Here is a 19148-nt window from a genome sequence, read left to right on the forward strand (position 1 = left end):
TCATGCCAGAGCGGCGCCGGGCTGTCACGAGGGCGCGGGCGCGGCCTCCATCAGCTCTTCGATGAAATAGGCCAGGAAGGCGCCGCGCCCGCTGACCCCGGCCTTGCGGTAGATCGCGCCCAGGTGGGCCTTGACCGTGCCCTCGGCATTGCCGCGCATCCGGGCGATTTCCGGGATCGCCAGGCCCTTGAGCGTCAACAGCGCCACGTCCTGTTCCGACGGCGTCAGGCCCCAGGTATCGAAATGCTGCGCCACGATGTCGTGAAAGGCCCCCGCGGCCAGCCCCAGTTGCTGTTCCAGGTGCGCCTCGCGGCGCAGCATCTCCATCAGGATGCGGGTGCCGAAGATCACCCCGGCAATCAGCGCGGCGGCGGCCAGCGCCTCGACCATGAAATGCCAGTGGGTGAAGGGCGGCCAGCCCAGTTCGATCCCGTCACGCAGGACATCCAGCAGGAAGAAGGCCGCGCAGGCACTCTGCGCGGCGATCAACAGGCCAAGGCGAAGCGGCTTTTTCCCGGTCATGGGTCCAGTCGTACCGTATCGGGCACGCGCTTGACACCTGTCAGCATGGCGCGGGGCAGGTTGATCCCCGAGCGGCGGCTTTCCCAGAAGACCGCTGCGATATGCGCCACCACAGAGATCTCTGCCCAGGTCACCAGAACCTCGTGCATCTCCTCGACCCATTCGATGCCCCAGAAGGCATTGGTGGTCATCATGTAGCCGGTTGCGCTGATTCCGATCAGCGTCGCGATCAGGTTGAAGATCATCAGCGCGCCCAGCGGCGAATGCCCGAGATGCGCGGATTTGCGGGCCGCCGCCATATCGGTCAACTGGGCGCGGATGCTGTTGCTGCTGGGCATGAAACTGGCAAATCGCGCCGAGCGCGGCCCGATCAGCCCCCAGACCAGGCGCAGCGCGATCAGGGCGGCGATGGCATAGCCCACCCATTCGTGCAGCGTTTCGTCCGGGTCGGTAAAGATGGCATTGGCCAGGAAGAGGATCGCCAGGCTCCAGTGAAAGAGGCGCAGGAAGGGATCCCATATGCGGTGGTCTGTCATGTCCGGTCTCCGGGGCAGGGCCGGACCCACGGGGCGGGTCCGGCGCGGTTGGGATCAGTCGTCGATCTTGGTGCGGACAATGTTCAGGTCCTGGTCCAGGTACAGTTCGAACCGCTGCCCGTCTTTCAGCGCGTAGACCTCGATCATCCCGTCTTCCCGGTCGATGCCGCGGACCTCGTAACCCTGTTCGGTCAGAAGGGCGGTGATCTCGGCTTTGCGGGCCTTGTCCATCTGGCCGTACTCGCCGCTGGAGGCAAAGGCGGGCAGGGCGATCAGGGCGGAAAGGGCGGCGGCGATCATGGTGCGGGTCATGTTGTATCTCCTGTGTTGCGGCCTGCGGTGGTGCAGGGCGTGACAGGAAGATGTGCCGGTCGAGGCGGGAAAGATATTGGTCCAAAGCGGGGGAAGGGGCAGGCTGTGACTTTGGTTTAGGATTGATTTGAAAGGTTTTTTCCTGGAGTGCCGAGCTGCCGTCACCGTCACGACGCAAAACGGCCCCGCAGGGCGGGGCCGGTGATCCGGATCTGGCGGCGGCTCAGCGCGGTGCGCGCATCGCCATGACGAACAGGCCGGCGATCAGGGCAGAGGCCGCGACATTGTAGTTGGCCATCGACAGGCCGAACAATTCCCAGGGGATCTGGTCGCAGGGCACCATCGGTGCGTTCATGATCGCCTCCATCGCCTCTTCGGGCGACAGGCCTTGCAGCGAAGGGGCGCTGCAGCTTTTCAGACCTTCCCACCACTGCCGTTCGACCCCGCTGTGAAAGAGGCCGATGGCGGAGCTGGACAGCGCCGAAAGCGCCGCCAGGGCCAGTAGGATCCGGTTCGGCAGCGCAAGGGCGATGCCGCCGATGATCAGCGCGCCGACGTGGCCATAGCGCTGCCAGTAGCAAAGCTGGCAGGGCAACAGCCCCTGAACGTACTGGAAATAGAGCGCGCCGAGCAGCAGCCCGGCGGAACCAAGTACACCAAGCAAGGTCAGGACAGTGCGGTTCATGGCATCCTCAAGTATTCGATCTTTGCCTACAGGTGGCGCAGGCGTACGGGGCGCGCAAGCGTAAACGGGGCGATGTCGCGGACGTGATCAGAGCCCGAGCCAGGTCTTGACCAGGCTCGCCAGTGTTGCCCCGGCCAGGACAAGTGTCGATATCCAGGCGGTGCCGATGATGGTTCCGACCACGACAAGCACTCCGTCCCGTTGCAGCAATCCCATGGCGATCACGACCACGGCAATGCCCGGAACGGTGTTCGTGCCGGGCAACGGCACAAGGATCGAGGCGCTGAACGCCACCAGCGCGATCCCGATGATCCGATCCAGCGGCGGCCGGGTCAGTGCGCCCAGCCTTGGACGGCTGACCGCCTCGATCCGGCGCAGCCAGGGGCCCGCCCGGCGTGCCAGGGATTCCAGCCCGCTGGTCGTGACGGTGCGCTCTCCGAGCTTGCCGGGTAGCCAGGGAACCTGCCGACCGAAAAGGATCTGAACCGACACGAACATGAGCGGCAGGGCAACCACCTGCGGAATTCCGTAGAGAAACGGAATGCAGCAGGGCAGGGCGAGGATCAGCAGAAACAACCCGAAGGCCCGTTCGTGAAGTTGCCCGAGCACCCAGTCGAGCGAAACGCTATCGCCCTGGGCCTCTGCCGCCAGGGCATCAAGCCGGTCCGAAATCGCCTGGTCCGTTTCTTGTGGGGCTGTCATCCAGGGCTCTCCTTGAGTTGCAGACCTCAAAATTTTCTCTCCGCTAGCAGGTCGTGTTCCAGTAGGCCAGCGTCCGACCGTCGCATCCCTCTGGGGAGGCCGCGAAAGCGCCCTGGAATGATCAAAAGGGCATCCAACGCCGCTTGCCCCCATTCTTGCCCATGTGTATATGGCCCTACGGGCCCAAGTGGCGGAATGGTAGACGCAGGGGATTCAAAATCCCCCGCCTTCGGGCGTGCCGGTTCGAGTCCGGCCTTGGGTACCAATGACTTGGCGGATGCGCAGGCCCGGCGCATCTGGACGGGTCACACGGTAGGGTGACAGCGTGCTTTCGCCGCCTTTGTCCCCGTTCTTCCCCACACCTCAAGACACGGCCATTTGGGCCTAGTGAAACATCAGGCGGCAGCCCCCTTGTGTTGCGGGCGCGAAGCGGGACCTCGGGTCCCGCTCCCTTGATCCTGACGCTCAGGGGGCACTGACCGGGGGGCCGCTCTGGTACGCCGGGGCGCCCTGCGCGGCTGGCGGCTGGGCCCAGTCCTCCATGTGATAGGCGCTGTCCCAGAACCGCCATTCGTGCCAGCAGGCCCTGCGAAAGGCCCGTTCCATGCGTGTCGTCGTCGGGCCATCCGCTTCGGCCCCCAGCCTGTCTGTCAGGGACAGCATGCGCGAGACGCTTTCGTCGAAGGCTTCGCCGGAATAGGTGTCGATCCAGGCCGCGTAGGGATTTGACGGCTGGCTGTGCTTGGCAATGTCCCGGCCGACCTCGCGGTAGATCCAGAAACAGGGCAAAAGCGCCGCGACCGCCTCTTGAAAGTCCCCCAGCGCGGCGGAACGCAGCAGGAAGGACAGGTAGTGGTCGCAGGCCGCAGAGGGCTGAATGGCGGCGAAAGCGCTGTCGGAAACCCCGAACAGGCCCATGTAATGCGCGTGAAGTTCGCGCTCGACGTGGATCGCTCCGGTTGCCGAACCCGCCAGCTGCGCCAGCACTTCGGCCGAGGGGGCCTTGGCCGCGGCCAGTGACAGGGCGCGGGCGAAGCCTTCGAGATAATGCGCATCCTGCACGATGTATCCCTGGAACACGTCACGGCGCAGGGTGCCCGATGCCATGTCGCGGTTGAAGGGCATGTCGTAGATCTGCTGCCACAGATCCGCGGTCTGCTTGGCCAAATCCTGTGTGAAGGTCATCTGTCTGTCCCCGTGATGAAATGAAAGTGATGGACCGGGCCGTGCCCCGTTCCGACCGACAACCGGTCTGCCGCCGCAATGGCGGCGCTGATGTAACGCTTGGCCCGATCGGCGGCCTCGGTGATCGCCAGCCCGGACCCGAGGGCGGTGGCCAGCGCCGACGAGAAGGTGCAACCCGTGCCATGCGTGTTGCGCGTCGCCGTGCGGGGGCCGTCGAACCAGGCCTCGACATCGGGTGAGAGCAGGAGATCGGGGCTGCGGTCTCCGGAGAGGTGCCCGCCTTTCAGCAGCACCGCGCCCGGCCCCAACGCCAGCAGTGCCCGGGCCTGCCGGATCATCTCTTCCGTGGTTGCGGCCTCGGCACAGCCGAGAAGGTCCGCCGCCTCCGGCAGGTTGGGGGTGATGACGCCGGCAAGGGGCAACATGTCCCGCAAGGCCGCCACGGCCGGTGCCCGCAACAGCCTGTCGCCGCCCTTGGCGACCATCACGGGGTCCAGCACGACGGGGCATGCAAGACCCGCGATGCCCTTTGTCACCGTTTCGATGATGGCCGCGTCACCCAGCATGCCGATCTTGATCGCGTCGATGGCGATGTCGTCGCGGATTGCCGCGATCTGGGCGGCAACCATGTCGGTGTCGCACAGGCTGACCGCCGTCACGCCACGGGTGTTCTGGGCGGTCAGCGCGGTCAGGACGCTCATTGCGTAGCCGCCATTTGCCGAGATCGCCTTGATGTCGGCCTGTATGCCCGCACCGCCGGAACAATCGGAACCGGCGATGGAAAGGATGTTCGGGATCATGCCGTCCTCCATGCGTGGATCAGGGTCCGGGTCGCGGCGGTCATGTCCGCCGCCCGTGAAATCGCCGAGACGACGGCCAGCCCGGCGCCACCGGCGGCCTTGACCGGCGCGGCGTCGCGGGCCGTCACGCCGCCAATGGCGAGGCAGGGCAGCGAGGTGCGCCCGGCGATCACGGCGAAACCGTCCAACCCGATGGGTGCGGCGTGATCTGGCTTGGACCCGGTCGCGTAGATCGGTCCGACGCCGAGGTAGTCGACACCGGCGGGCACCGCGTCCAGCTGCGCTGCCGTCTCGATCGACAGGCCAAGGATCATGTCCGGACCGATCTTCCGGCGGATGCGGTCGGGATCTCCGTCACCTTGGCCGACGTGCAGACCCGCCGCGCCGATCGCGATGGCCAGGTCGACCCGATCGTTCACGATCAGCTTGGTCCCGAAGGGGGAAAGTGCGGTCATCAGCGCCCGCGCGAGCCGGGCCAGATCCGCGTCCGGTGTCACCTTGTCACGCAGTTGAACCCATTCGGCGCCTCCCTGTGCGGCGGCAACCGCCTGGACGATGACCGGTGCGGGTGCGGTGGCATCCGTGATGAAACAGAGCGGCGGGATCATGCCAGCGTGATCCGGGCGCCGCGCGCCAGGTCCTCTGGCGTCATCGTGTACAGCGCATCAATGAAGGCCACCTGGAATGTCCCCGGTCCCCGGACGCCTTCGGCGGCCTGTTCGCCGGCAAGACCGAAAAAGGCCAGCGCGGCAATGGTCGCCTCAAATGGATCCTGCCCGACGGTAAAGGCGCCGACGATGCCGGTCAGGGAACAGCCCAGGGCCGTCACCCGGGGCATCAGGGCGTGGCCATTGGCGACCTCGGCATTGCGCGTGCCATCGGTGACGAAATCCACGGGGCCGGTCACGGCGACCACGCCGCCGGTCCGCCGTGCCAGGGCGCTTGCAGCCTCCTGCGCCTGGGAAACCGCGTCGGCGGTGTCGGCGCCCTTGCCGCTTGCGTCGGCGCCGGCCAGCGCCATGATCTCCGACGCATTGCCCCGGATCACGGTCGGGGCGAGGTTCAATAGGCGTGCACCGATGTCCCGGCGATAACCCGTGGCGCCGACTGCCACCGGATCGAGTATCCAGGGCGTTCCCTGCGCCTGAGCGGCCCCGGCGCTCTCCAGCATGGCGTCGGCCCAGGCCGGTGAGAGCGTCCCGATATTGATCGTCAATGCCTGCGCCAGGCCTGTGAATTCGGCCGCTTCCTCGCGCGCGTGGACCATCGCGGGCGAAGCCCCGGCCGCGAGCATGACGTTGGCCATGATGTTCATGGCGACGTAATTCGTGATGTTCTGAACAAGCGGCGCCGTCCGGCGCATGTGATCCAAGTGCTGTCCCGTATCGTCCATCGTGATCTCCTTTCGCCCGGCGGCATGAGAGATCACGAGACGTCGACCGGAGTCCGGTCTGCCCTGTGCGCCTCCCTCCGCCGGCATTATCCGGTTCAGGTTCGAAGGGTACGTCTCAGCCCGGTTTCCCGAGCGCCCCTGTCGCTAACGGCGAGAAGGTCGCATCAGACGGCGCCAGCGTCAATCAGCTTCGCCGGTTTCGCGTCGCGAAATCCGGACGTTTGGGTCGCGGGATGGCGGGAATTGGCCTGTCGAAGGGGGAAATCCTTGCAAGACCCTGTTTATACTGGCCTTTTGCATCCCCTTGTGTATAGGCTGGATGCAGAACACTTCCAGAAGGCCGGGTATGCCTGATCGCGACGACCTGAATGCCAAGTCGATATACGATGATCTGTTGCATCGGGCGCAGGGGGTGATCCGCACCAGGGATTTCGACGGATACCAGGGGGTCTTCGACCTTCCGTTTCGGCTTGTGAACCTCGATGCGGCGCATGTCTTTTCCACGCCGGACGATCTGCGGATGATCTTCGAGAACATCCAGCACCGGATCTTCTGCCTCAATCTCAGCTCTTACTTCGCGGTCTGCCTCGACGCGCAGCGCATCGACGAGACGACGATTGTCGCCACTCATGAAACCCGGATGATCACCGAGAACCTCTTGGTCGGCGATCCGGTGCCCTCGGTGGCCGTCCTGAAACATGTCCGGGGGCAATGGTTGCTGACGGAGGTCTGGAACTTTCGCCCGGACCGCTTCGGGACCAGTTTCCTGCGGGTCGAGCAAGAGACGCGGCCAGCGGCGCAATGGATCGCGATGCAGGCCCGCGTCTATGGCGCGCTCGGCGGGCGGACAGGCGTTTCGGCGGTTCGCTGACTGCCCGTGTGGCGCCGCGGATCGGTGCCGGTCGGCAGCCCGCAGCAGCGGCCGAGGGCTGGGACGGCAGCGATCCGATCCGTGAAGGCTGGCCGGGAACAGGAGCTCGGGGAAGGAGCCTGGAGGACGCTGGCAGTCGATCCGCAGGATCCGCGCCAATGCAATCGTCACCCGCAGACGGCCCCGGCAAGCACCTGACCGGGACAGCTGTCGGGATTTCCAGATGCCCGCAAGGAGGCCTTTATGGCTGGCCAGGTCATACCCGACTACCACGAGATCACGCGTGTGCTGACGGACCGTTCCATGCGCCAGGCGCTGTACGACGAGGGGGGCGTCGTCATGGATGACGTCCTGCTGACGCTGCATGGCCGAGACCATCACAAGCGGCGGGTGCTGGAGTTTTCGGTGCTCCGCAGGGACGACTTCTCGGTCTACGAGACAGAGATATTCCTGCCCGCCCTGGCACAGGTCATCGGGCCGCTTTCGGCGAGCGGCGGGATGGACCTGATCGACTTCGGCTATCGCGTCACGATGAACCTGACTGCAGATTTCGCGGGCCTCGACCGGCCCGAGAAATCGCCCGAGGAAACCGAGCAGTTGCTGAAACTGGTCAAGAACTTCTCGGAATGCGCGACGCTGACCCATGTGACCCGAGACAAGGAAGCCGTACGGGCCGCGCCTTGTCCGAAGGCGTGCCGATTTGGGGCTGACCTTTGGTTATGGCATGCACATGTGCCTTGGCCGCGATCTTGACGGTGGACTGCCGGCGGGGCCGGACACCGATCCGGACAGGCACCAGTACGGGATCGTGACGCGGTTGGTCCAGACGCTGCTGGACCGCGACGTGCGCCCCGACCCGGACCGTTCGGCGGTGCAGGACACCAACACCTCCCGCATGAATTTTTCGTCCTATCCCGTTCTCCTGACACCCGAACCCGAGGAATGAGCATGAAATCCGAAATCGTGACCGGGGCCGCTGCGGGCCTCGGGGCAGGCGTGGCCGCAAAATTCGATGCCGAGGGCTATCGCGTCGGGGTTCATCGACGGAGGCATGTCCGCGCCGTTCTATGCCGATCCCAAGGTCCGCGCCGCATGCGAAGGTGCCGTGCCGAACGGCGGTCTGGGCAAGATCGAGGACATCGCCGAGGCGGTCTGGTTCCTGGCCTCGCCGCAGCCCCGCTACGTCAATGCGCATCAGCTGGTGGTGGACGGCGGCGTCTGCCACAGCCTTCTGCGCTCGCTGCCGCGGGAATAACGGCAATGCGCGTGGTCATCCTGAAAGGCGGCATCCCGGCAGCGGCTGGCATGGAGACGGAGCTTGTCGGTTCTCCGGCAGATCCGGTCTCCGCGCTGGACCGAGCCCCGGCGGGGCTTGTCGGGGTGCGGGCGCTGCGGTTCCGGATGCTGGGCAACGAGAAATACGCGCCCTACCGGGCCGAATGGGCCTATGAGACCGGTCCGGAACTGGTGAGCATGCTGGACGCTCATGCCGGGGCCGGGCGCGGCATCGTCGCGCTGCACACGGGCTGTATCTGTTTCGACGGCTGGCAAGGCTGGCTCGACCTGCTGGCAGGCGGATGGGTCTGGGGTCGGCGCTATCACGCGCCGGGGCTGGAAACCGTCGACGTGACCCCGGTGCAAGACCAACCCGTGACAGCGGACATCGCGCCATTCGCCGTCACTGACGAACACTACAGCGACCTGGCCCTTCACCCCGAGGCGATCATCCTCGCCCAGGGCCGCATGGGCGAGGGCGTGGATCACCCCGTCGGCTGGGCCCGCGACGGCGGGGACAGCGGCATCGTTCCGGTCTGAGGGCAATTCGCCCGCGCCACCGATCCCCCGAAATTCGACGCAAACCCATCTAACGAGTTGTAAACACGACAAGGACCGCCGACAATCAGTCCCGTATTCCCCCGTGATGCCCGGTCCCCGGGGTTGCGACCGGCCCATCTTGCGAAAGTCCTTGCATGATCGTCCCTTTTCACGTCTCCGAAATGCTGCGCCGGGTGCGGCAGCGGATCGCCGGGACGGGCGCGCTGCCCGACATGGCCCCCCGGCCGGAGGGCAGCCGCTCTTTGCGCATGTCGCCACGCGTGACCGCCGATACGGTGGCGCGCCTGCACCGCGACCTGGGCCTCGATGCCGAAAGCGCCGCCTGTCTCTTTGACTCGCGGGCGCAGGCGGACCTGCCGCACTACGCCGCCAATATCGAGAACATGATCGGGACCGTGTCGCTGCCGGTGGGGGTTATCGGGCCGCTGCGTATCAACGGGGTCAACGCCGTGGGTGATTACCCCGTGCCGATGGCAACGTCGGAGGCCGCCTTGGTCGCCTCTTACGGGCGGGGGGCGCGGGCCGCGAACAAGGCCGGCGGGATCGGCACGGCGGTGCTGTACGAGGGTGTGTTGCGCAGCCCGGCCTTCGTGTTCGAAACGCTTCTGGAGGCGGGGCAGTTCGTCGATTGGGTTGTGACGGAGGCGGACCTGCTCAAGGCCAGGGCCGAGGACACGACCCGGCACGGCAAGCTTGTCTCGCTGGAACCGGTGATCGACAACAACGTGGTCTTCCTGCTGTGCCGCTACACGACCGGCGATGCCGCCGGACAGAACATGGTGACGATCGCCACAGAGGCGCTCTGTCGCCATGTGGCCGCACATTGCCCGATCCAACCGCGCAACTGGTATGTCGAGGGCAATTTCTCGGGTGACAAGAAGGCCTCGAGCCTGGGCATGATCACCGGGCGCGGGCGCAAGGTCAGCGCCTCTGTCGTCCTGCCGGAGGCGGTTGTCGAAACCACGCTGGGCACGACGATGGAGGCCATGCTGGACTATGGTAGGGTGGCGAACCTGGGTGCGCTTCTCTCTGGGCAATTCGGGGCGCAGGCGCATTTCGCCAATGGCCTGGCCGCCGTCTATATCGCCACCGGACAGGATGCCGCCTGTGTCGCCGAAAGCGCGGTCGGATATACCCGAATGGAACGCCGCGACACGGGGCTCTTCTGTTCCGTCACCATGCCGTCGATCCTTGTGGGCACCGTGGGCGGTGGCACGGGACTGCCGGCGCAGGCCGCTTGCCTGGACCTCATGGGGCTGCGCGGCGCGGGCCACGGCGAGGCTCTGGCCGAGGTGGTCGCCGCGACCTGTCTTTGCGGCGAGATTTCCATCGTCGCGGCAATGGCCTCGGGCACCTTCGCCTCGGCGCATGAAAAACTGGCGCGCCTCAGATGACCCCGTTCCAGCGTTTCCTGATCTACCAGAAAGAGCGGTTTCCGCTGGCTAAGACCGCGCCGCTGCTGGCGGTGTTCTCCGCCGCCAGCGTCACGGTTTCGGCGCTGCTGGCCGGGCGTCCCCTGCCGGGGATGGGCAGCTACGGTGCCGGGTTCCTGCTGGCCATGATCCTGTTTTTCCAGATGCGCGCGGCGGATGAATGGAAGGACCGAGAGATCGACCGGCTGTACCGGCCCGAACGACCCATTCCGCGTGGACTGGTGCGCTTGAGGACTGTGGTCTGGCTGGCGGTGGGGGTGATCCCCGTGGGGTTGATCGCGGCGGCGGGGGCCGGGGTGGTCTGGCTGCTGCTGCTGTGCTGGCTCTGGCTGGCCCTGATGACCGTGGAATTCGGCGCGCCGGAGTGGCTGCGGGCACATATGCTGGTCTACCTCGTCAGTCACATGGCGATCATGCCGATCATGGATCTGATGCTGACCGGGATCGAATGGCGCGGGCAGGGCGGTCCGGCGCCGGGGCTCTGGCTGTTCCTTGCGCTGTCCTTCGTCAACGGCTGCGTGCTGGAGATCGGGCGCAAGACATGGGCCCCCGAGGCCGAGCGCGAGGGCGTCGAGAGCTATTCGTCGCTCTGGGGACCGGAGCGCAGCGCGCGTATCTGGCTGGCACTGGTGGCTTTGGCGGCTTCGCTGCTGGTCGGGCTGGGCGCCGTTCTTGGGCTGTTCTGGCCTTTCGTCGTTCTGGCGGGCCCGGGGCTGGCAGGGGCCGCCCTTGTCAGTTTCGCCTTCACGCGTCACCCATCCCGCACCACGCAGGCGCGGCTGGATGCGGCGGCGGGGCTCTGGGTGCTGGTCTGCTACGCAGGTGCTGCTGGGCTGCCGCTGGTGCTGGGGGGCGGCGTATGAAGGGGGTGATCCCGGCGGACAGGGCGCAGGACCCGCAAGAGGTGGGCGGCAAGGCCGCAGCCTTGTCCCGGCTGAAAGCGGCGGGTTTTGACGTCCCCGGGTTCCTTGTCCTGGCCGACGAGGCTTTCGCCGAACATGGCAGTGACCTGCTTGAGTCCGTCACAGGCGCCTTGCCGGACGCGCTGGCCGCGCTTGGGCCGGGGCCCTATGCGGTGCGGTCTTCGGCGCGCGCAGAGGACGGGGCCGAAGCCAGCCATGCGGGCCAGTTCGACACCGTCCTGAATGTTCCCGCCGACGGCATAGCGGCGGCGGCGGCGCAGGTGCGCGCCTCGGGCAAGGCGGAACATGTCGCGCGCTACCGGGCCGACCGGGGCGTGGCCGACAGCGGCCTTCCGGCGGTGCTGGTGCAATGCATGATCGCCGCGCGGACGGCCGGGGTCGGCTTTTCCGCCGATCCGGTCAGCGGACGCCGGGATATCTGCGTTGTGTCCGCCGTGCAGGGATTGGCCGATGCGCTGGTCGGTGGCGAAGTGGATGGCGAAAGCTGGACTATTTCGCGCGATGGCGTCGTCGATGCGCCTGATCCGCCCGAGGTCTTGACGCCGCAAGAGGCCACCGAGGTCGCCGATCTTGCCCGTCGGGCCGAGGCGGCGTTCGGCACCCCGCAGGATGTCGAATGGGCCTACGAGGGCAGCCGGTTGCACCTGCTGCAATCCCGCCCGATCACCACCGATCTGCGCCCCGCGCCCAGGCCGGATAAGGCGCTGGTGGTGCTGGACAATTCCAACATCGTCGAGAGCTATCCCGGCCTCGTCAGCCCGCTGACCTACAGCTTTGCCGCCTATTGCTACAATCGCGTCTACCGCGCCTTTGTCCGTCTGCTGGGCCTGCGCGAGGCGCAGATCGCCGAGAATGCCGCCGTCTTCGACAATCTTCTGACCCGCGTCGACGGGCGGGTCTATTACAACCTAGGCAACTGGTATCGTGCGCTGGCGCTCTTGCCGGCCTTCTCGCTCAACCGGGGTTACATGGAAACCATGATGGGCGTCGAGGAACCGCTGCCGTCCGAGCTGACCGACCGGCTGGCACCGGACCCGGCGCGCGGTTGGCAGAAGGTCCGGGCGTTCCTGGGGCTGGGGCGCGTGGCGGGTGGCCTTGTCTTCGAGGCCATGCGGCTGGGCCGGACCCGGCGGCATTTCCTGGCGCGGCTGCAATCCGCGCTGGACGAGGGGGCGGACACCGCTGGCGCCAACCTGACCCAGCTGGCCGCCATGTACCGCCGGATCGAGGCTCGGTTGCTGGATCGCTGGGACGCGCCGCTGGTCAACGATTTCCTTTGCATGATGGGGTTCGGCGCCTCGCGCGCGCTTTTGAAACGATGGGCCGGAGAGGCGGGCGAGGGGTTTCACAACGATGTCATGATCGGGCAGGGCGGGATCGTCTCTGCCGAACCGGCCCGGCGTATCGCCGCTATGGGCCGAATGGCGCGGGAAATGCCCGGTGCTCTGGACGCACTGGGGCAGGGGCGGGACGCGCTATCCGCGTTCCCCGATCTCAACTCTGCCGTTACCGCCTACCTTGCCGACTTCGGCGACCGCTGCACCGAGGAGCTGAAACTCGAAAGCTTGCCTCTGTCGGTTGATCCGGCACCGCTGCTGGCTGCCATTGCCAGCGCCGCCCGCCGGTCCGACGAACCGCAGGCCCGCCGCAATGTTCCCGACTGGAACGGGCTTTTCCCGCGACAGCCGCTGCGCCGTGCCCTGGCGCGCGCCCTGACGGGCTGGGCCGCCGCCCGGGTACGCGACCGCGAGAACCTGCGGTTCGAACGCACGCGCATCTTTGCCCTGGCGCGGCGCTGTTTCCTGGCGATGGGGCGCGAGTTCCACGCGCGTGGCCTGCTGGATACACCGCGCGACGTGCTGTTCCTGACCGTCCCCGAGGTCATGGGCGCCATCGAGGGCAACGCGCCGGGCGACGACCTGCGCGCCCTGGCCGCCATGCGCAAGGCCGAGGCAGAGGCCAGCGCCAGCCGCCCCGCGCCGCCGGAACGGATCGAACTGCGCGGACCCGTGGGGGCCTATCGCCCGGCAGAGGCGCCCCCGGTCAAGGTCGAAGGCGGCGATGACCGGACTGGCACCGGCTGTTCCAAAGGCAAGATCACCGGGCGCGCCCGCGTCGTTCGCGATCCGAGGACCGAGATGCTGGAACCGGGAGAGATCCTCGTGGCGGCGAACACGGATCCCGGCTGGATCGCTCTGTTCGCCGGGGCCGCGGCGATCGTCGTGGAGCGCGGCTCGCTCCTGTCGCATTCGGCCATCGTTTCACGCGAGATGGGGATTCCCTGCGTCGTCGGCATCCGCGACGCGACCTGCTGGTTGCAGACCGGCGACCTGATCGAGGTGGACGGCGGCAGCGGAGAGGTTAGGAAACGCGATGGATGATCGTGGCATCGACCTCCGCGCCTCGTTCGAACGTATCCGCTATGCCCAGGCCTGGGAGGATGCCGATGTCCTGACGCAGGCGATGGGGGACGTGTCGGGGGGCGATCTGGTGGCGGTTTGTGCCTCGGGGGACAATGCCCTGGCGCTGCTGCTGACCGATCCGGCACGGGTCTTTGCCGTCGACATCTCGCCCGCACAGATCGAATGCCTGAACCTGCGGCTGGGTGCCTACAAGGCCCTGACCCATTCCGAGTTCCTGGAACTGATGGGCGCGCGCCACAGCACCCGGCGGGCCATGTTGCTGGCCCGGGCGCTGTCGGACGCACCGGGGCAAACCCGCGCCTTCTGGACGGCGCTGACGCCGCAGGTCGAGGCCTTTGGCGCGGGCGGTCTGGGCAAGTTCGAGGGCTATTTCCGCATGTTCTCGCGCTACCTGCTGCCCTTGGTGCACAGCCGCGCGACCATCGACGCGATCTTCGAGCCACGCGAGAGGGCCGCGCGCGAGGTGTTTTTCGACAACCGGTTCAACACCTGGCGCTGGCGCCTCTTGGTGCGGTTGTTCTTTTCTCGCGCCGCGATGGGGATGCTGGGCCGCGATCCGGCGTTTTTCGAACATGTGCAGGGCAGCGTGGCCGACCACGTCTTTTCCCGCCTGCGTCACGCAGGCGTGGACACCGACCCGGCGCAGAACCCCTACCTGCACTGGATCATGAAACGCTGCCACGGCACTGCGTTGCCACTGCCATGGCGGGCAGAGGCCCACGAGGTCATCCGGTCGCGACTGGACCGAATCCAGCCGGTGCAGGGCACGGCAGAGGCGCTGACCCTGGGTGGCGTGGCAGGGTTCTACCTGTCGGATATCTTTGAATACATGTCGGCCGAGCTGGCCGCGCAGGTCTATGGCACCTTTCTGGACATGGCGCGGCCCGGGGCACGCCTAGTCTACTGGAACATGATGGCGCCGCGCCGCGTGCCGCCCGCTCTGGCCCACCGTGTCACAACGTTGGGCGACCTCGAAACCCGGCTGAAGGCGCAGGACATGGCCTTTTTCTATTCCGATTTCGTGGTCGAAGAAGTCGGATGAGCATTCTCTGGCAATCGGCACTGGCGCTGGGGCTGATCCTGGGCCTTCTGGGCATCATGACGGTCCTGTCGCGCGTGGCGCGCAGGGGCGACTGGCACCCGGAACTGGCGCGCAAGATCGTGCATGTCCTTGCCTCGGGGCTGGCCATTCCATTGCCCTGGCTGTTCGTGGAAGACTGGCCGGTCTGGCTGGTGCTGGGCTTGGCCCTGTCGGCGATGGTGGCCATGCGGACCCCGCTGTTGGCAGGGCCGGGACGGGCGCTGCATTCGGTCGAGCGCAAGTCCTGGGGAGACGTTTTGCTGGTGGTCTCGGTGGGGCTGTTGTTCCTGTTGCAGGGGTCGCATCCGGTGCTCTACATCCTGCCGCTCTCCGTGGTCGCGCTTGGCGATGCCGCCGCCGCGCTGGCCGGCAGTGCCTATGGCCGCAACTTCTACCTGACACCCGATGGCCGCAAGAGCGTCGAGGGCAGCACCATGTTCCTGCTGGTGACGCTGATCCTGGCCATGATCTGCCTGTTGCTGCTGACCGACATGGGGCGCGGAGAGCTAATCCTCGCCGCTTTCTGTATCGCGCTTTTCGCCACGGTGATCGAGGCCGACAGCTGGGCCGGGCTGGACAACCTTTTCCTGCCGATGGGTGTCTACCTGTTCCTGGTCAATTTCTACGGCTGGCCGGACACGGGCGGGCTGACGCGGCTGGTTGCGGCGGCCTTGGCCATGCCGCTGGCCTACGGGTTGAGCCGGGCCGCCGGAACCACCGGACAGATCGCCCGCATCCATGCGGTGGCGCTGTTCATGATCCTCTGTGCGGTCCACGTCTGGAACGCGGTCCTGCCGGGGTTGGTCCTGCTGGGGCACGCGCTGCTTTCGGCCCGGCAAGGAGAGGAGGGGACCGACCGGGGGGCGCTGAACGTGGTGACGGGACTTGCGGCGGTCAGCTTTGCCTTCCTTGCCATCGACGTGCCCTGCGCTGCCAGTGGCATCGGGTTTTACGGTATCGGTTGCGCCGCGATTGCCGCGGGGCTGGTGTCCCACGGCCTGCCGGACATGGCGCGGGGGCTGCGCCTGGGCGCCGGCCTTGCGGCCTGCGGCACGCTTTGGCTGCTGTGGTTCCTGCTGAGCGACCTTAATGTTGGCAGCATGGCCTGGCACGCGGGGCAAGAGGTGCAGGCGGCGGTGCTGATCCTGCTGGCCGGGCTCTTGCCGCAGGTCTGGCCCGCTTTGTTCCAACGCGGCGCCGAGATCCGGATCACCGTGCTTGGGGCGTTGCCCGCGCTGTGTCTATATGGCGGCAACTGCCTGCTGAACGGGGGAGCGGGGACATGACGAAACAGTTGCGAGAGTCTGGGGGCGCGCGGGCCAACCTCTATCCTGGCGGGCCGGAATGGGATGGCGCAGCAACCGCCACAATCGGCGAATTCAAGTGCGACAGTCCCGAAGAGGGCGCCGCGCTGCTGCGGTCGATCTGCGACGAGGTCAGGACGCAGGGCATAACCCGCGTCCTGGGGCCGATGAGCGGCGACACCTGGCACAGCTACCGCCTGGTGACCGAAAGCGACGGCACGCCGCCCTTCCTGATGGAACCGCAGAGCGGCCCGCATGACCTTGCCGCCTTCGAGACCGCCGGGTTCAGCCCGGTGTCGCGCTATGTCTCGGCCCGCGTGACGCCGGAGGCGGGCATCGGCCCGGACCCCGATCCGATGCCCGGTATCGAGATCGCCAACTGGGATGGCAGCGCGCCCGAGGTGCATTTCGCCGAGGTCCACGCCCTGTCGACCCGCGCCTTTGCGGGCAATGCCTTTTATCAACCCATCGGGCTTGACGCCTTCCTGGCGCTCTACATGCCTTTCGTGCCCCTGCTGAAGCCGGACCTGATCTTTACCGCCCGTGACGCGGCGACCGGCGCGCTGCAGGGGTATCTTTTCGGCATTCCGAACTACGGGCACGGGGCCAATCCCGACACGGTGATCCTGAAAACCTATGCCAGCCTGCGATACGGGCTTGGCCACCACCTGGCCCAGGCCTTTCACGTCCGGGCGCGCGACCTGGGCTATGCGCAGGTGATCCACGCGCTGATCCATGAGGCCAATGCCTCGGCCGATCGCAGCCGCCGTCATGGCGGAGAGGTCTTTCGCTGCTACGCGCTGATGGGCCGAGTGCTGGATGACTGACCTCGCGCGGCGCTTTTCCCGGGTCGCGGCGGAACAGGGCGCCCGCACCGCGCTGATCACTCCGGCAGAGCGCGTCAGCTTTGCCGAACTAGAACGGCGCGCCAGCGGTTTCGCCGCCACCTGTGCCAAGCGCGGGTTGGGCAAGGGCGACCGGGTGCTGATCGCCATGCCGGTCGGGGTCGATCTGTATGTTGCTTTGGCTGCCTGCTGGCGTCTGGGGGCGGTGGCGGTCTTTCCGGAACCGGCGATGGGGCTGCGGGGGCTGCGCCACGCGGTGGCGGTAACCGCACCGAAATTTCTTCTGGCCAGCGGTCTCTATCGGCTGATCCGCCTGCTGCCCCCGCTTTGGTGTTGTCCCCGACTGGCGCCGGCGGATTCGGACCGCGGGCATGTGCCTGCGGTGGACCTGACCCCGCACGATCCTGCGCTGATCTCTTTCACCTCCGGGTCCACCGGCGCGCCCAAGGCGATCCCGCGCAGCCACGGCTTTCTGACCGCGCAATTCCAGGCGGTGCGGCAGGTGCTGGCCACTGAACGCGAGGAAACCGATCTCGTGGCCTTTCCGGTCTTTGCCCTCGTCAATCTGGCCGAGGGGCGCCCAACCGTGCTGCCCGACTGGAAACTGACCCGCCCCGAAGATGTCAGCCCCAAGGCGCTGTCGGCCTGGATCCGGCAGACGGGCGCAACCCGGGCATTGTTGCCGCCCGCGCTGTGCGAGACATTGGCGGCCGCAGAGATCCCGAAGGTGCTGCACAGCGTCTTTACCGGCGGGGGGCCGGTCAAACCCGCGCTCGTGGATCGCTTGCGGAACGCCGGTCCGGGGCTGCGGGTGGTTTCCGTCTATGGGTCGACCGAGGCAGAGCCGATTGCCGAATTGGACTGGGCCGATGTTGGCGCAGAGGATCGCGCCGCGATGGCCGAGGGCGCCGGGCTATTGACCGGGGCGCCTGTTCCGGGGACGCAGGTGCGCATCGTGGCGGATGAGATCCAGGTGGCCGGCGCGCATGTCAACGCGCACTACCTGGACCCGCAACAGGAAACCGGCACCAAGATCCGCGAAGGCGCGACCGTCTGGCACCGGACCGGAGATGCCGGGCGGCTGGACGGGCAGGGGCGGCTCTGGCTCTTGGGGCGAAGCGATGGGGTTGCGCCGGGGCGCGACGGGCCGCTCTATCCCTTCGCGATCGAACTGGCAGCCGAAAGCTGGCCGGGTGTCTCCCGCGCCGCGCTGCTATCTGGCGATGGCGGGCCGCTGTTGGTCTACGAGGGCACGGCAGACCCGGTGGACTGTGCCGCCAAGGCCCGCGCGCTGGGGCTGGCCGATGCGCGCCGGGTCGCGGCCATCCCGCTGGACCGGCGGCACCGGTCCAAGGTCGACTACACGGAATTGCGCAGGCTGGTGGCCGGTTAGACTGCTTCCGGCCCGGGCACCTCGTCCACCCGCAGGTCATCACGATGTTGGGCGGCGTGACGCGCGATCTCTTCCAGCGGTGCGAACCAGGCTTCTCCCCGTGTCAGCACCTCTTCCAGCCAGCGTTCCAGAACCTGCCAGCGCGCCAGGCGCCCGGTCAGGAACGGGTGCAGCACCGGCATCCAGAACCCGCCAACCTCGCGCGCGGCCTCGTATTCCTCGACAAAGGCGCGGATGCCGTCCGAGGGCGCACGCACCGGCATCAGGTATCCGATTTCCTCGAAATGGGCGAAGGGGGGCCAATCATCGTTGCCCCAGTGCGGGGGCAGTTCGATCAACTCACCTGCGGGCGCCCGCAGCAGGTAGGGCATCTCGTCCGCCATGAGCGAACTGTCATAGAGTAAACCCTCGGTGATCAGCCGCTCGATCACGCCGGGCGTCGCGTTGTAGACCGGCGCGCGATAGCCGCGCGGTTTCATTCCCGTGAGACGCTGGTGGACCTCCATCGCGCGCCCGAACAGCTCGGCCTCGCGCGCATCGGAATGCCCCATCGGGTCTTCGTGACGCCAGGAGTGGTGCCCGATTTCATGCCCGTCCTTCAGGATCATCTCGACCGTCGCGGGGTAGGTTTCCATCACCCAGGCCGGGATGAAGAAGGTCTGCCGCAGACCCAGCCGCCGGTAGCTGTCCAGGATGCGCGGCACGGCGACGGTCGGCCCGTAGCGGCCCATGCTGACCGGCGCCAACCGCAGGTGCCCGTCTTCGGGACGGGCGTTGCGGATCAGGCTGTCGGCGTCGATGTCGAATGTGATGGCAGCCGCAAGGCGTTTGCCGTCGGGCCAGGGCAGGGGGTGCAACAACATGTCGGGTCCTTTTTGCCTGCAGCCTGCGACCGGCCCGCGCG

General features: G+C 67.0%; 22 protein-coding genes, 1 tRNA gene and 1 riboswitch. Of the genes, 13 read left to right on the forward strand and 10 right to left on the reverse strand.

The genetic code is table 11. The features are described from left to right. Positions 1-24 precede the first annotated feature (24 nt). The 5 genes from BLQ71_RS01240 to BLQ71_RS01260 form a co-directional block, all read right to left on the reverse strand. Positions 25-522: a helix-turn-helix transcriptional regulator gene (locus BLQ71_RS01240; protein WP_043139556.1), complete on the reverse strand. Its 498-nt coding sequence runs from the start codon at positions 520-522 to the stop codon at positions 25-27. Beyond that, a complete protein-coding gene (locus tag BLQ71_RS01245; RefSeq protein ID WP_074620424.1) occupies positions 519-1058 on the reverse strand; it encodes a cytochrome b/b6 domain-containing protein in 540 nt (179 codons plus the stop codon). The genes BLQ71_RS01240 and BLQ71_RS01245 overlap by 4 nt, the downstream gene beginning before the upstream one ends. A 54-nt stretch (positions 1059-1112) precedes the next feature. Further along, positions 1113-1370 (reverse strand): PepSY domain-containing protein, encoded by a 258-nt coding sequence (locus tag BLQ71_RS01250; protein ID WP_043139549.1) that lies wholly within the window; start codon positions 1368-1370, stop codon positions 1113-1115. 223 nt (positions 1371-1593) lie between these two features. After that, positions 1594-2055 (reverse strand): disulfide bond formation protein B, encoded by a 462-nt coding sequence (locus BLQ71_RS01255; protein WP_074620425.1) that lies wholly within the window; start codon positions 2053-2055, stop codon positions 1594-1596. An 87-nt stretch (positions 2056-2142) separates the two neighbouring features. Further along, the gene (locus BLQ71_RS01260; protein ID WP_074620426.1) at positions 2143-2757 is read right to left on the reverse strand and encodes an exopolysaccharide biosynthesis protein; all 615 of its coding nucleotides are present in this window, start codon (positions 2755-2757) and stop codon (positions 2143-2145) included. A gap of 181 nt (positions 2758-2938) precedes the next feature. On the opposite strand from BLQ71_RS01260, the gene BLQ71_RS01265 reads away from it, so the two are divergent. Beyond that, positions 2939-3022 (forward strand) — tRNA-Leu (locus BLQ71_RS01265). 200 nt (positions 3023-3222) lie between these two features. On the opposite strand, the gene tenA is transcribed toward BLQ71_RS01265, so the two are convergent. From tenA to thiM, 4 genes are read right to left on the reverse strand one after another with little or no spacing between them, the layout of a single operon-like run. Beyond that, a complete protein-coding gene (gene tenA, locus BLQ71_RS01270) occupies positions 3223-3942 on the reverse strand; it encodes a thiaminase II (protein WP_074620427.1) in 720 nt (239 codons plus the stop codon). After that, positions 3939-4742, reverse strand: a complete 804-nt coding sequence (thiD, locus tag BLQ71_RS01275; RefSeq protein ID WP_074620672.1) for a bifunctional hydroxymethylpyrimidine kinase/phosphomethylpyrimidine kinase — start codon at positions 4740-4742, stop codon at positions 3939-3941. Before thiD ends, tenA begins: the two co-directional genes overlap by 4 nt. Beyond that, the gene (gene thiE, locus BLQ71_RS01280; RefSeq protein ID WP_074620428.1) at positions 4739-5350 is read right to left on the reverse strand and encodes a thiamine phosphate synthase; all 612 of its coding nucleotides are present in this window, start codon (positions 5348-5350) and stop codon (positions 4739-4741) included. The genes thiD and thiE overlap by 4 nt, the downstream gene beginning before the upstream one ends. Beyond that, a complete protein-coding gene (gene thiM, locus BLQ71_RS01285) occupies positions 5347-6135 on the reverse strand; it encodes a hydroxyethylthiazole kinase (protein ID WP_074620429.1) in 789 nt (262 codons plus the stop codon). The genes thiE and thiM overlap by 4 nt, the downstream gene beginning before the upstream one ends. Before the next feature lie 55 nt (positions 6136-6190). Next, positions 6191-6285, reverse strand: a riboswitch (TPP riboswitch). Between the two features lie 196 nt (positions 6286-6481). Between thiM and BLQ71_RS01290 the strand changes: the two genes are divergently transcribed. The 12 genes from BLQ71_RS01290 (at position 6482) to BLQ71_RS01345 (ending at position 18244) form a co-directional block, all read left to right on the forward strand. Continuing rightward, entirely contained in the window at positions 6482-7006 is a 525-nt protein-coding gene (locus BLQ71_RS01290; protein WP_074620430.1) for a hypothetical protein, read from the forward strand. A 243-nt stretch (positions 7007-7249) separates the two neighbouring features. Continuing rightward, positions 7250-7759, forward strand: coding sequence for a cytochrome P450 family protein (locus tag BLQ71_RS01295; protein ID WP_074620431.1), 510 nt, complete (start codon positions 7250-7252; stop codon positions 7757-7759). Beyond that, positions 7737-7952: a hypothetical protein gene (locus BLQ71_RS01300; RefSeq protein ID WP_074620432.1), complete on the forward strand. Its 216-nt coding sequence runs from the start codon at positions 7737-7739 to the stop codon at positions 7950-7952. The genes BLQ71_RS01295 and BLQ71_RS01300 overlap by 23 nt, the downstream gene beginning before the upstream one ends. Before the next feature lie 66 nt (positions 7953-8018). Then, entirely contained in the window at positions 8019-8261 is a 243-nt protein-coding gene (locus BLQ71_RS01305) for an SDR family oxidoreductase (RefSeq protein ID WP_083342112.1), read from the forward strand. Between the two features lie 5 nt (positions 8262-8266). After that, a complete protein-coding gene (locus BLQ71_RS01310) occupies positions 8267-8821 on the forward strand; it encodes a ThuA domain-containing protein (protein WP_074620434.1) in 555 nt (184 codons plus the stop codon). Positions 8822-8976: 155 nt separating this feature from the next. Beyond that, positions 8977-10236: a hydroxymethylglutaryl-CoA reductase gene (locus BLQ71_RS01315; protein ID WP_074620435.1), complete on the forward strand. Its 1260-nt coding sequence runs from the start codon at positions 8977-8979 to the stop codon at positions 10234-10236. Next, complete coding sequence (locus BLQ71_RS01320; RefSeq protein ID WP_074620436.1) at positions 10233-11138, forward strand: UbiA family prenyltransferase; 906 nt, start codon at positions 10233-10235, stop codon at positions 11136-11138. Before BLQ71_RS01315 ends, BLQ71_RS01320 begins: the two co-directional genes overlap by 4 nt. Further along, entirely contained in the window at positions 11135-13579 is a 2445-nt protein-coding gene (locus tag BLQ71_RS01325) for a PEP/pyruvate-binding domain-containing protein (protein WP_074620437.1), read from the forward strand. The genes BLQ71_RS01320 and BLQ71_RS01325 overlap by 4 nt, the downstream gene beginning before the upstream one ends. Continuing rightward, positions 13572-14663: a DUF3419 family protein gene (locus BLQ71_RS01330; protein WP_074620438.1), complete on the forward strand. Its 1092-nt coding sequence runs from the start codon at positions 13572-13574 to the stop codon at positions 14661-14663. The genes BLQ71_RS01325 and BLQ71_RS01330 overlap by 8 nt, the downstream gene beginning before the upstream one ends. Then, entirely contained in the window at positions 14660-15988 is a 1329-nt protein-coding gene (locus BLQ71_RS01335; protein WP_074620439.1) for a hypothetical protein, read from the forward strand. The genes BLQ71_RS01330 and BLQ71_RS01335 overlap by 4 nt, the downstream gene beginning before the upstream one ends. Beyond that, complete coding sequence (locus tag BLQ71_RS01340) at positions 15985-16833, forward strand: hypothetical protein (protein ID WP_074620440.1); 849 nt, start codon at positions 15985-15987, stop codon at positions 16831-16833. The genes BLQ71_RS01335 and BLQ71_RS01340 overlap by 4 nt, the downstream gene beginning before the upstream one ends. Further along, on the forward strand, positions 16826-18244 hold the full coding sequence (locus tag BLQ71_RS01345) for an AMP-binding protein (RefSeq protein WP_074620441.1): 1419 nt from the start codon (positions 16826-16828) through the stop codon (positions 18242-18244). Before BLQ71_RS01340 ends, BLQ71_RS01345 begins: the two co-directional genes overlap by 8 nt. Here BLQ71_RS01345 and BLQ71_RS01350 read toward each other — a convergent pair. Then, a complete protein-coding gene (locus BLQ71_RS01350; RefSeq protein ID WP_074620442.1) occupies positions 18241-19107 on the reverse strand; it encodes a polysaccharide deacetylase family protein in 867 nt (288 codons plus the stop codon). The genes BLQ71_RS01345 and BLQ71_RS01350 overlap by 4 nt on opposite strands. Positions 19108-19148 lie beyond the last annotated feature (41 nt).

Source organism: Antarctobacter albus, assembly GCF_900101505.1.
Lineage (GTDB): Bacteria > Pseudomonadota > Alphaproteobacteria > Rhodobacterales > Rhodobacteraceae > Antarctobacter > Antarctobacter albus.

Excerpts from the sequence above, each read along its gene's own strand:
- BLQ71_RS01350 (WP_074620442.1), bottom strand. The coding sequence starts at position 19,107 with ATGTTGTTGCACCCCCTGCCCTGGCCCGACGGCAAACGCCTTGCGGCT.
- BLQ71_RS01260 (WP_074620426.1), bottom strand. The coding sequence starts at position 2,757 with ATGACAGCCCCACAAGAAACGGACCAGGCGATTTCGGACCGGCTTGAT.
- BLQ71_RS01320 (WP_074620436.1), top strand. The coding sequence starts at position 10,233 with ATGACCCCGTTCCAGCGTTTCCTGATCTACCAGAAAGAGCGGTTTCCG.
- tenA (WP_074620427.1), bottom strand. The coding sequence starts at position 3,942 with ATGACCTTCACACAGGATTTGGCCAAGCAGACCGCGGATCTGTGGCAG.
- BLQ71_RS01325 (WP_074620437.1), top strand. The coding sequence starts at position 11,135 with ATGAAGGGGGTGATCCCGGCGGACAGGGCGCAGGACCCGCAAGAGGTG.
- BLQ71_RS01245 (WP_074620424.1), bottom strand. The coding sequence starts at position 1,058 with ATGACAGACCACCGCATATGGGATCCCTTCCTGCGCCTCTTTCACTGG.
- BLQ71_RS01250 (WP_043139549.1), bottom strand. The coding sequence starts at position 1,370 with ATGACCCGCACCATGATCGCCGCCGCCCTTTCCGCCCTGATCGCCCTG.
- BLQ71_RS01290 (WP_074620430.1), top strand. The coding sequence starts at position 6,482 with ATGCCTGATCGCGACGACCTGAATGCCAAGTCGATATACGATGATCTG.
- BLQ71_RS01255 (WP_074620425.1), bottom strand. The coding sequence starts at position 2,055 with ATGAACCGCACTGTCCTGACCTTGCTTGGTGTACTTGGTTCCGCCGGG.
- BLQ71_RS01310 (WP_074620434.1), top strand. The coding sequence starts at position 8,267 with ATGCGCGTGGTCATCCTGAAAGGCGGCATCCCGGCAGCGGCTGGCATG.
- BLQ71_RS01300 (WP_074620432.1), top strand. The coding sequence starts at position 7,737 with ATGTGCCTTGGCCGCGATCTTGACGGTGGACTGCCGGCGGGGCCGGAC.
- BLQ71_RS01240 (WP_043139556.1), bottom strand. The coding sequence starts at position 522 with ATGACCGGGAAAAAGCCGCTTCGCCTTGGCCTGTTGATCGCCGCGCAG.
- BLQ71_RS01315 (WP_074620435.1), top strand. The coding sequence starts at position 8,977 with ATGATCGTCCCTTTTCACGTCTCCGAAATGCTGCGCCGGGTGCGGCAG.
- BLQ71_RS01295 (WP_074620431.1), top strand. The coding sequence starts at position 7,250 with ATGGCTGGCCAGGTCATACCCGACTACCACGAGATCACGCGTGTGCTG.
- BLQ71_RS01305 (WP_083342112.1), top strand. The coding sequence starts at position 8,019 with ATGCCGAGGGCTATCGCGTCGGGGTTCATCGACGGAGGCATGTCCGCG.
- BLQ71_RS01345 (WP_074620441.1), top strand. The coding sequence starts at position 16,826 with ATGACTGACCTCGCGCGGCGCTTTTCCCGGGTCGCGGCGGAACAGGGC.
- BLQ71_RS01335 (WP_074620439.1), top strand. The coding sequence starts at position 14,660 with ATGAGCATTCTCTGGCAATCGGCACTGGCGCTGGGGCTGATCCTGGGC.
- BLQ71_RS01340 (WP_074620440.1), top strand. The coding sequence starts at position 15,985 with ATGACGAAACAGTTGCGAGAGTCTGGGGGCGCGCGGGCCAACCTCTAT.
- thiM (WP_074620429.1), bottom strand. The coding sequence starts at position 6,135 with ATGGACGATACGGGACAGCACTTGGATCACATGCGCCGGACGGCGCCG.
- BLQ71_RS01330 (WP_074620438.1), top strand. The coding sequence starts at position 13,572 with ATGGATGATCGTGGCATCGACCTCCGCGCCTCGTTCGAACGTATCCGC.
- thiE (WP_074620428.1), bottom strand. The coding sequence starts at position 5,350 with ATGATCCCGCCGCTCTGTTTCATCACGGATGCCACCGCACCCGCACCG.
- thiD (WP_074620672.1), bottom strand. The coding sequence starts at position 4,742 with ATGATCCCGAACATCCTTTCCATCGCCGGTTCCGATTGTTCCGGCGGT.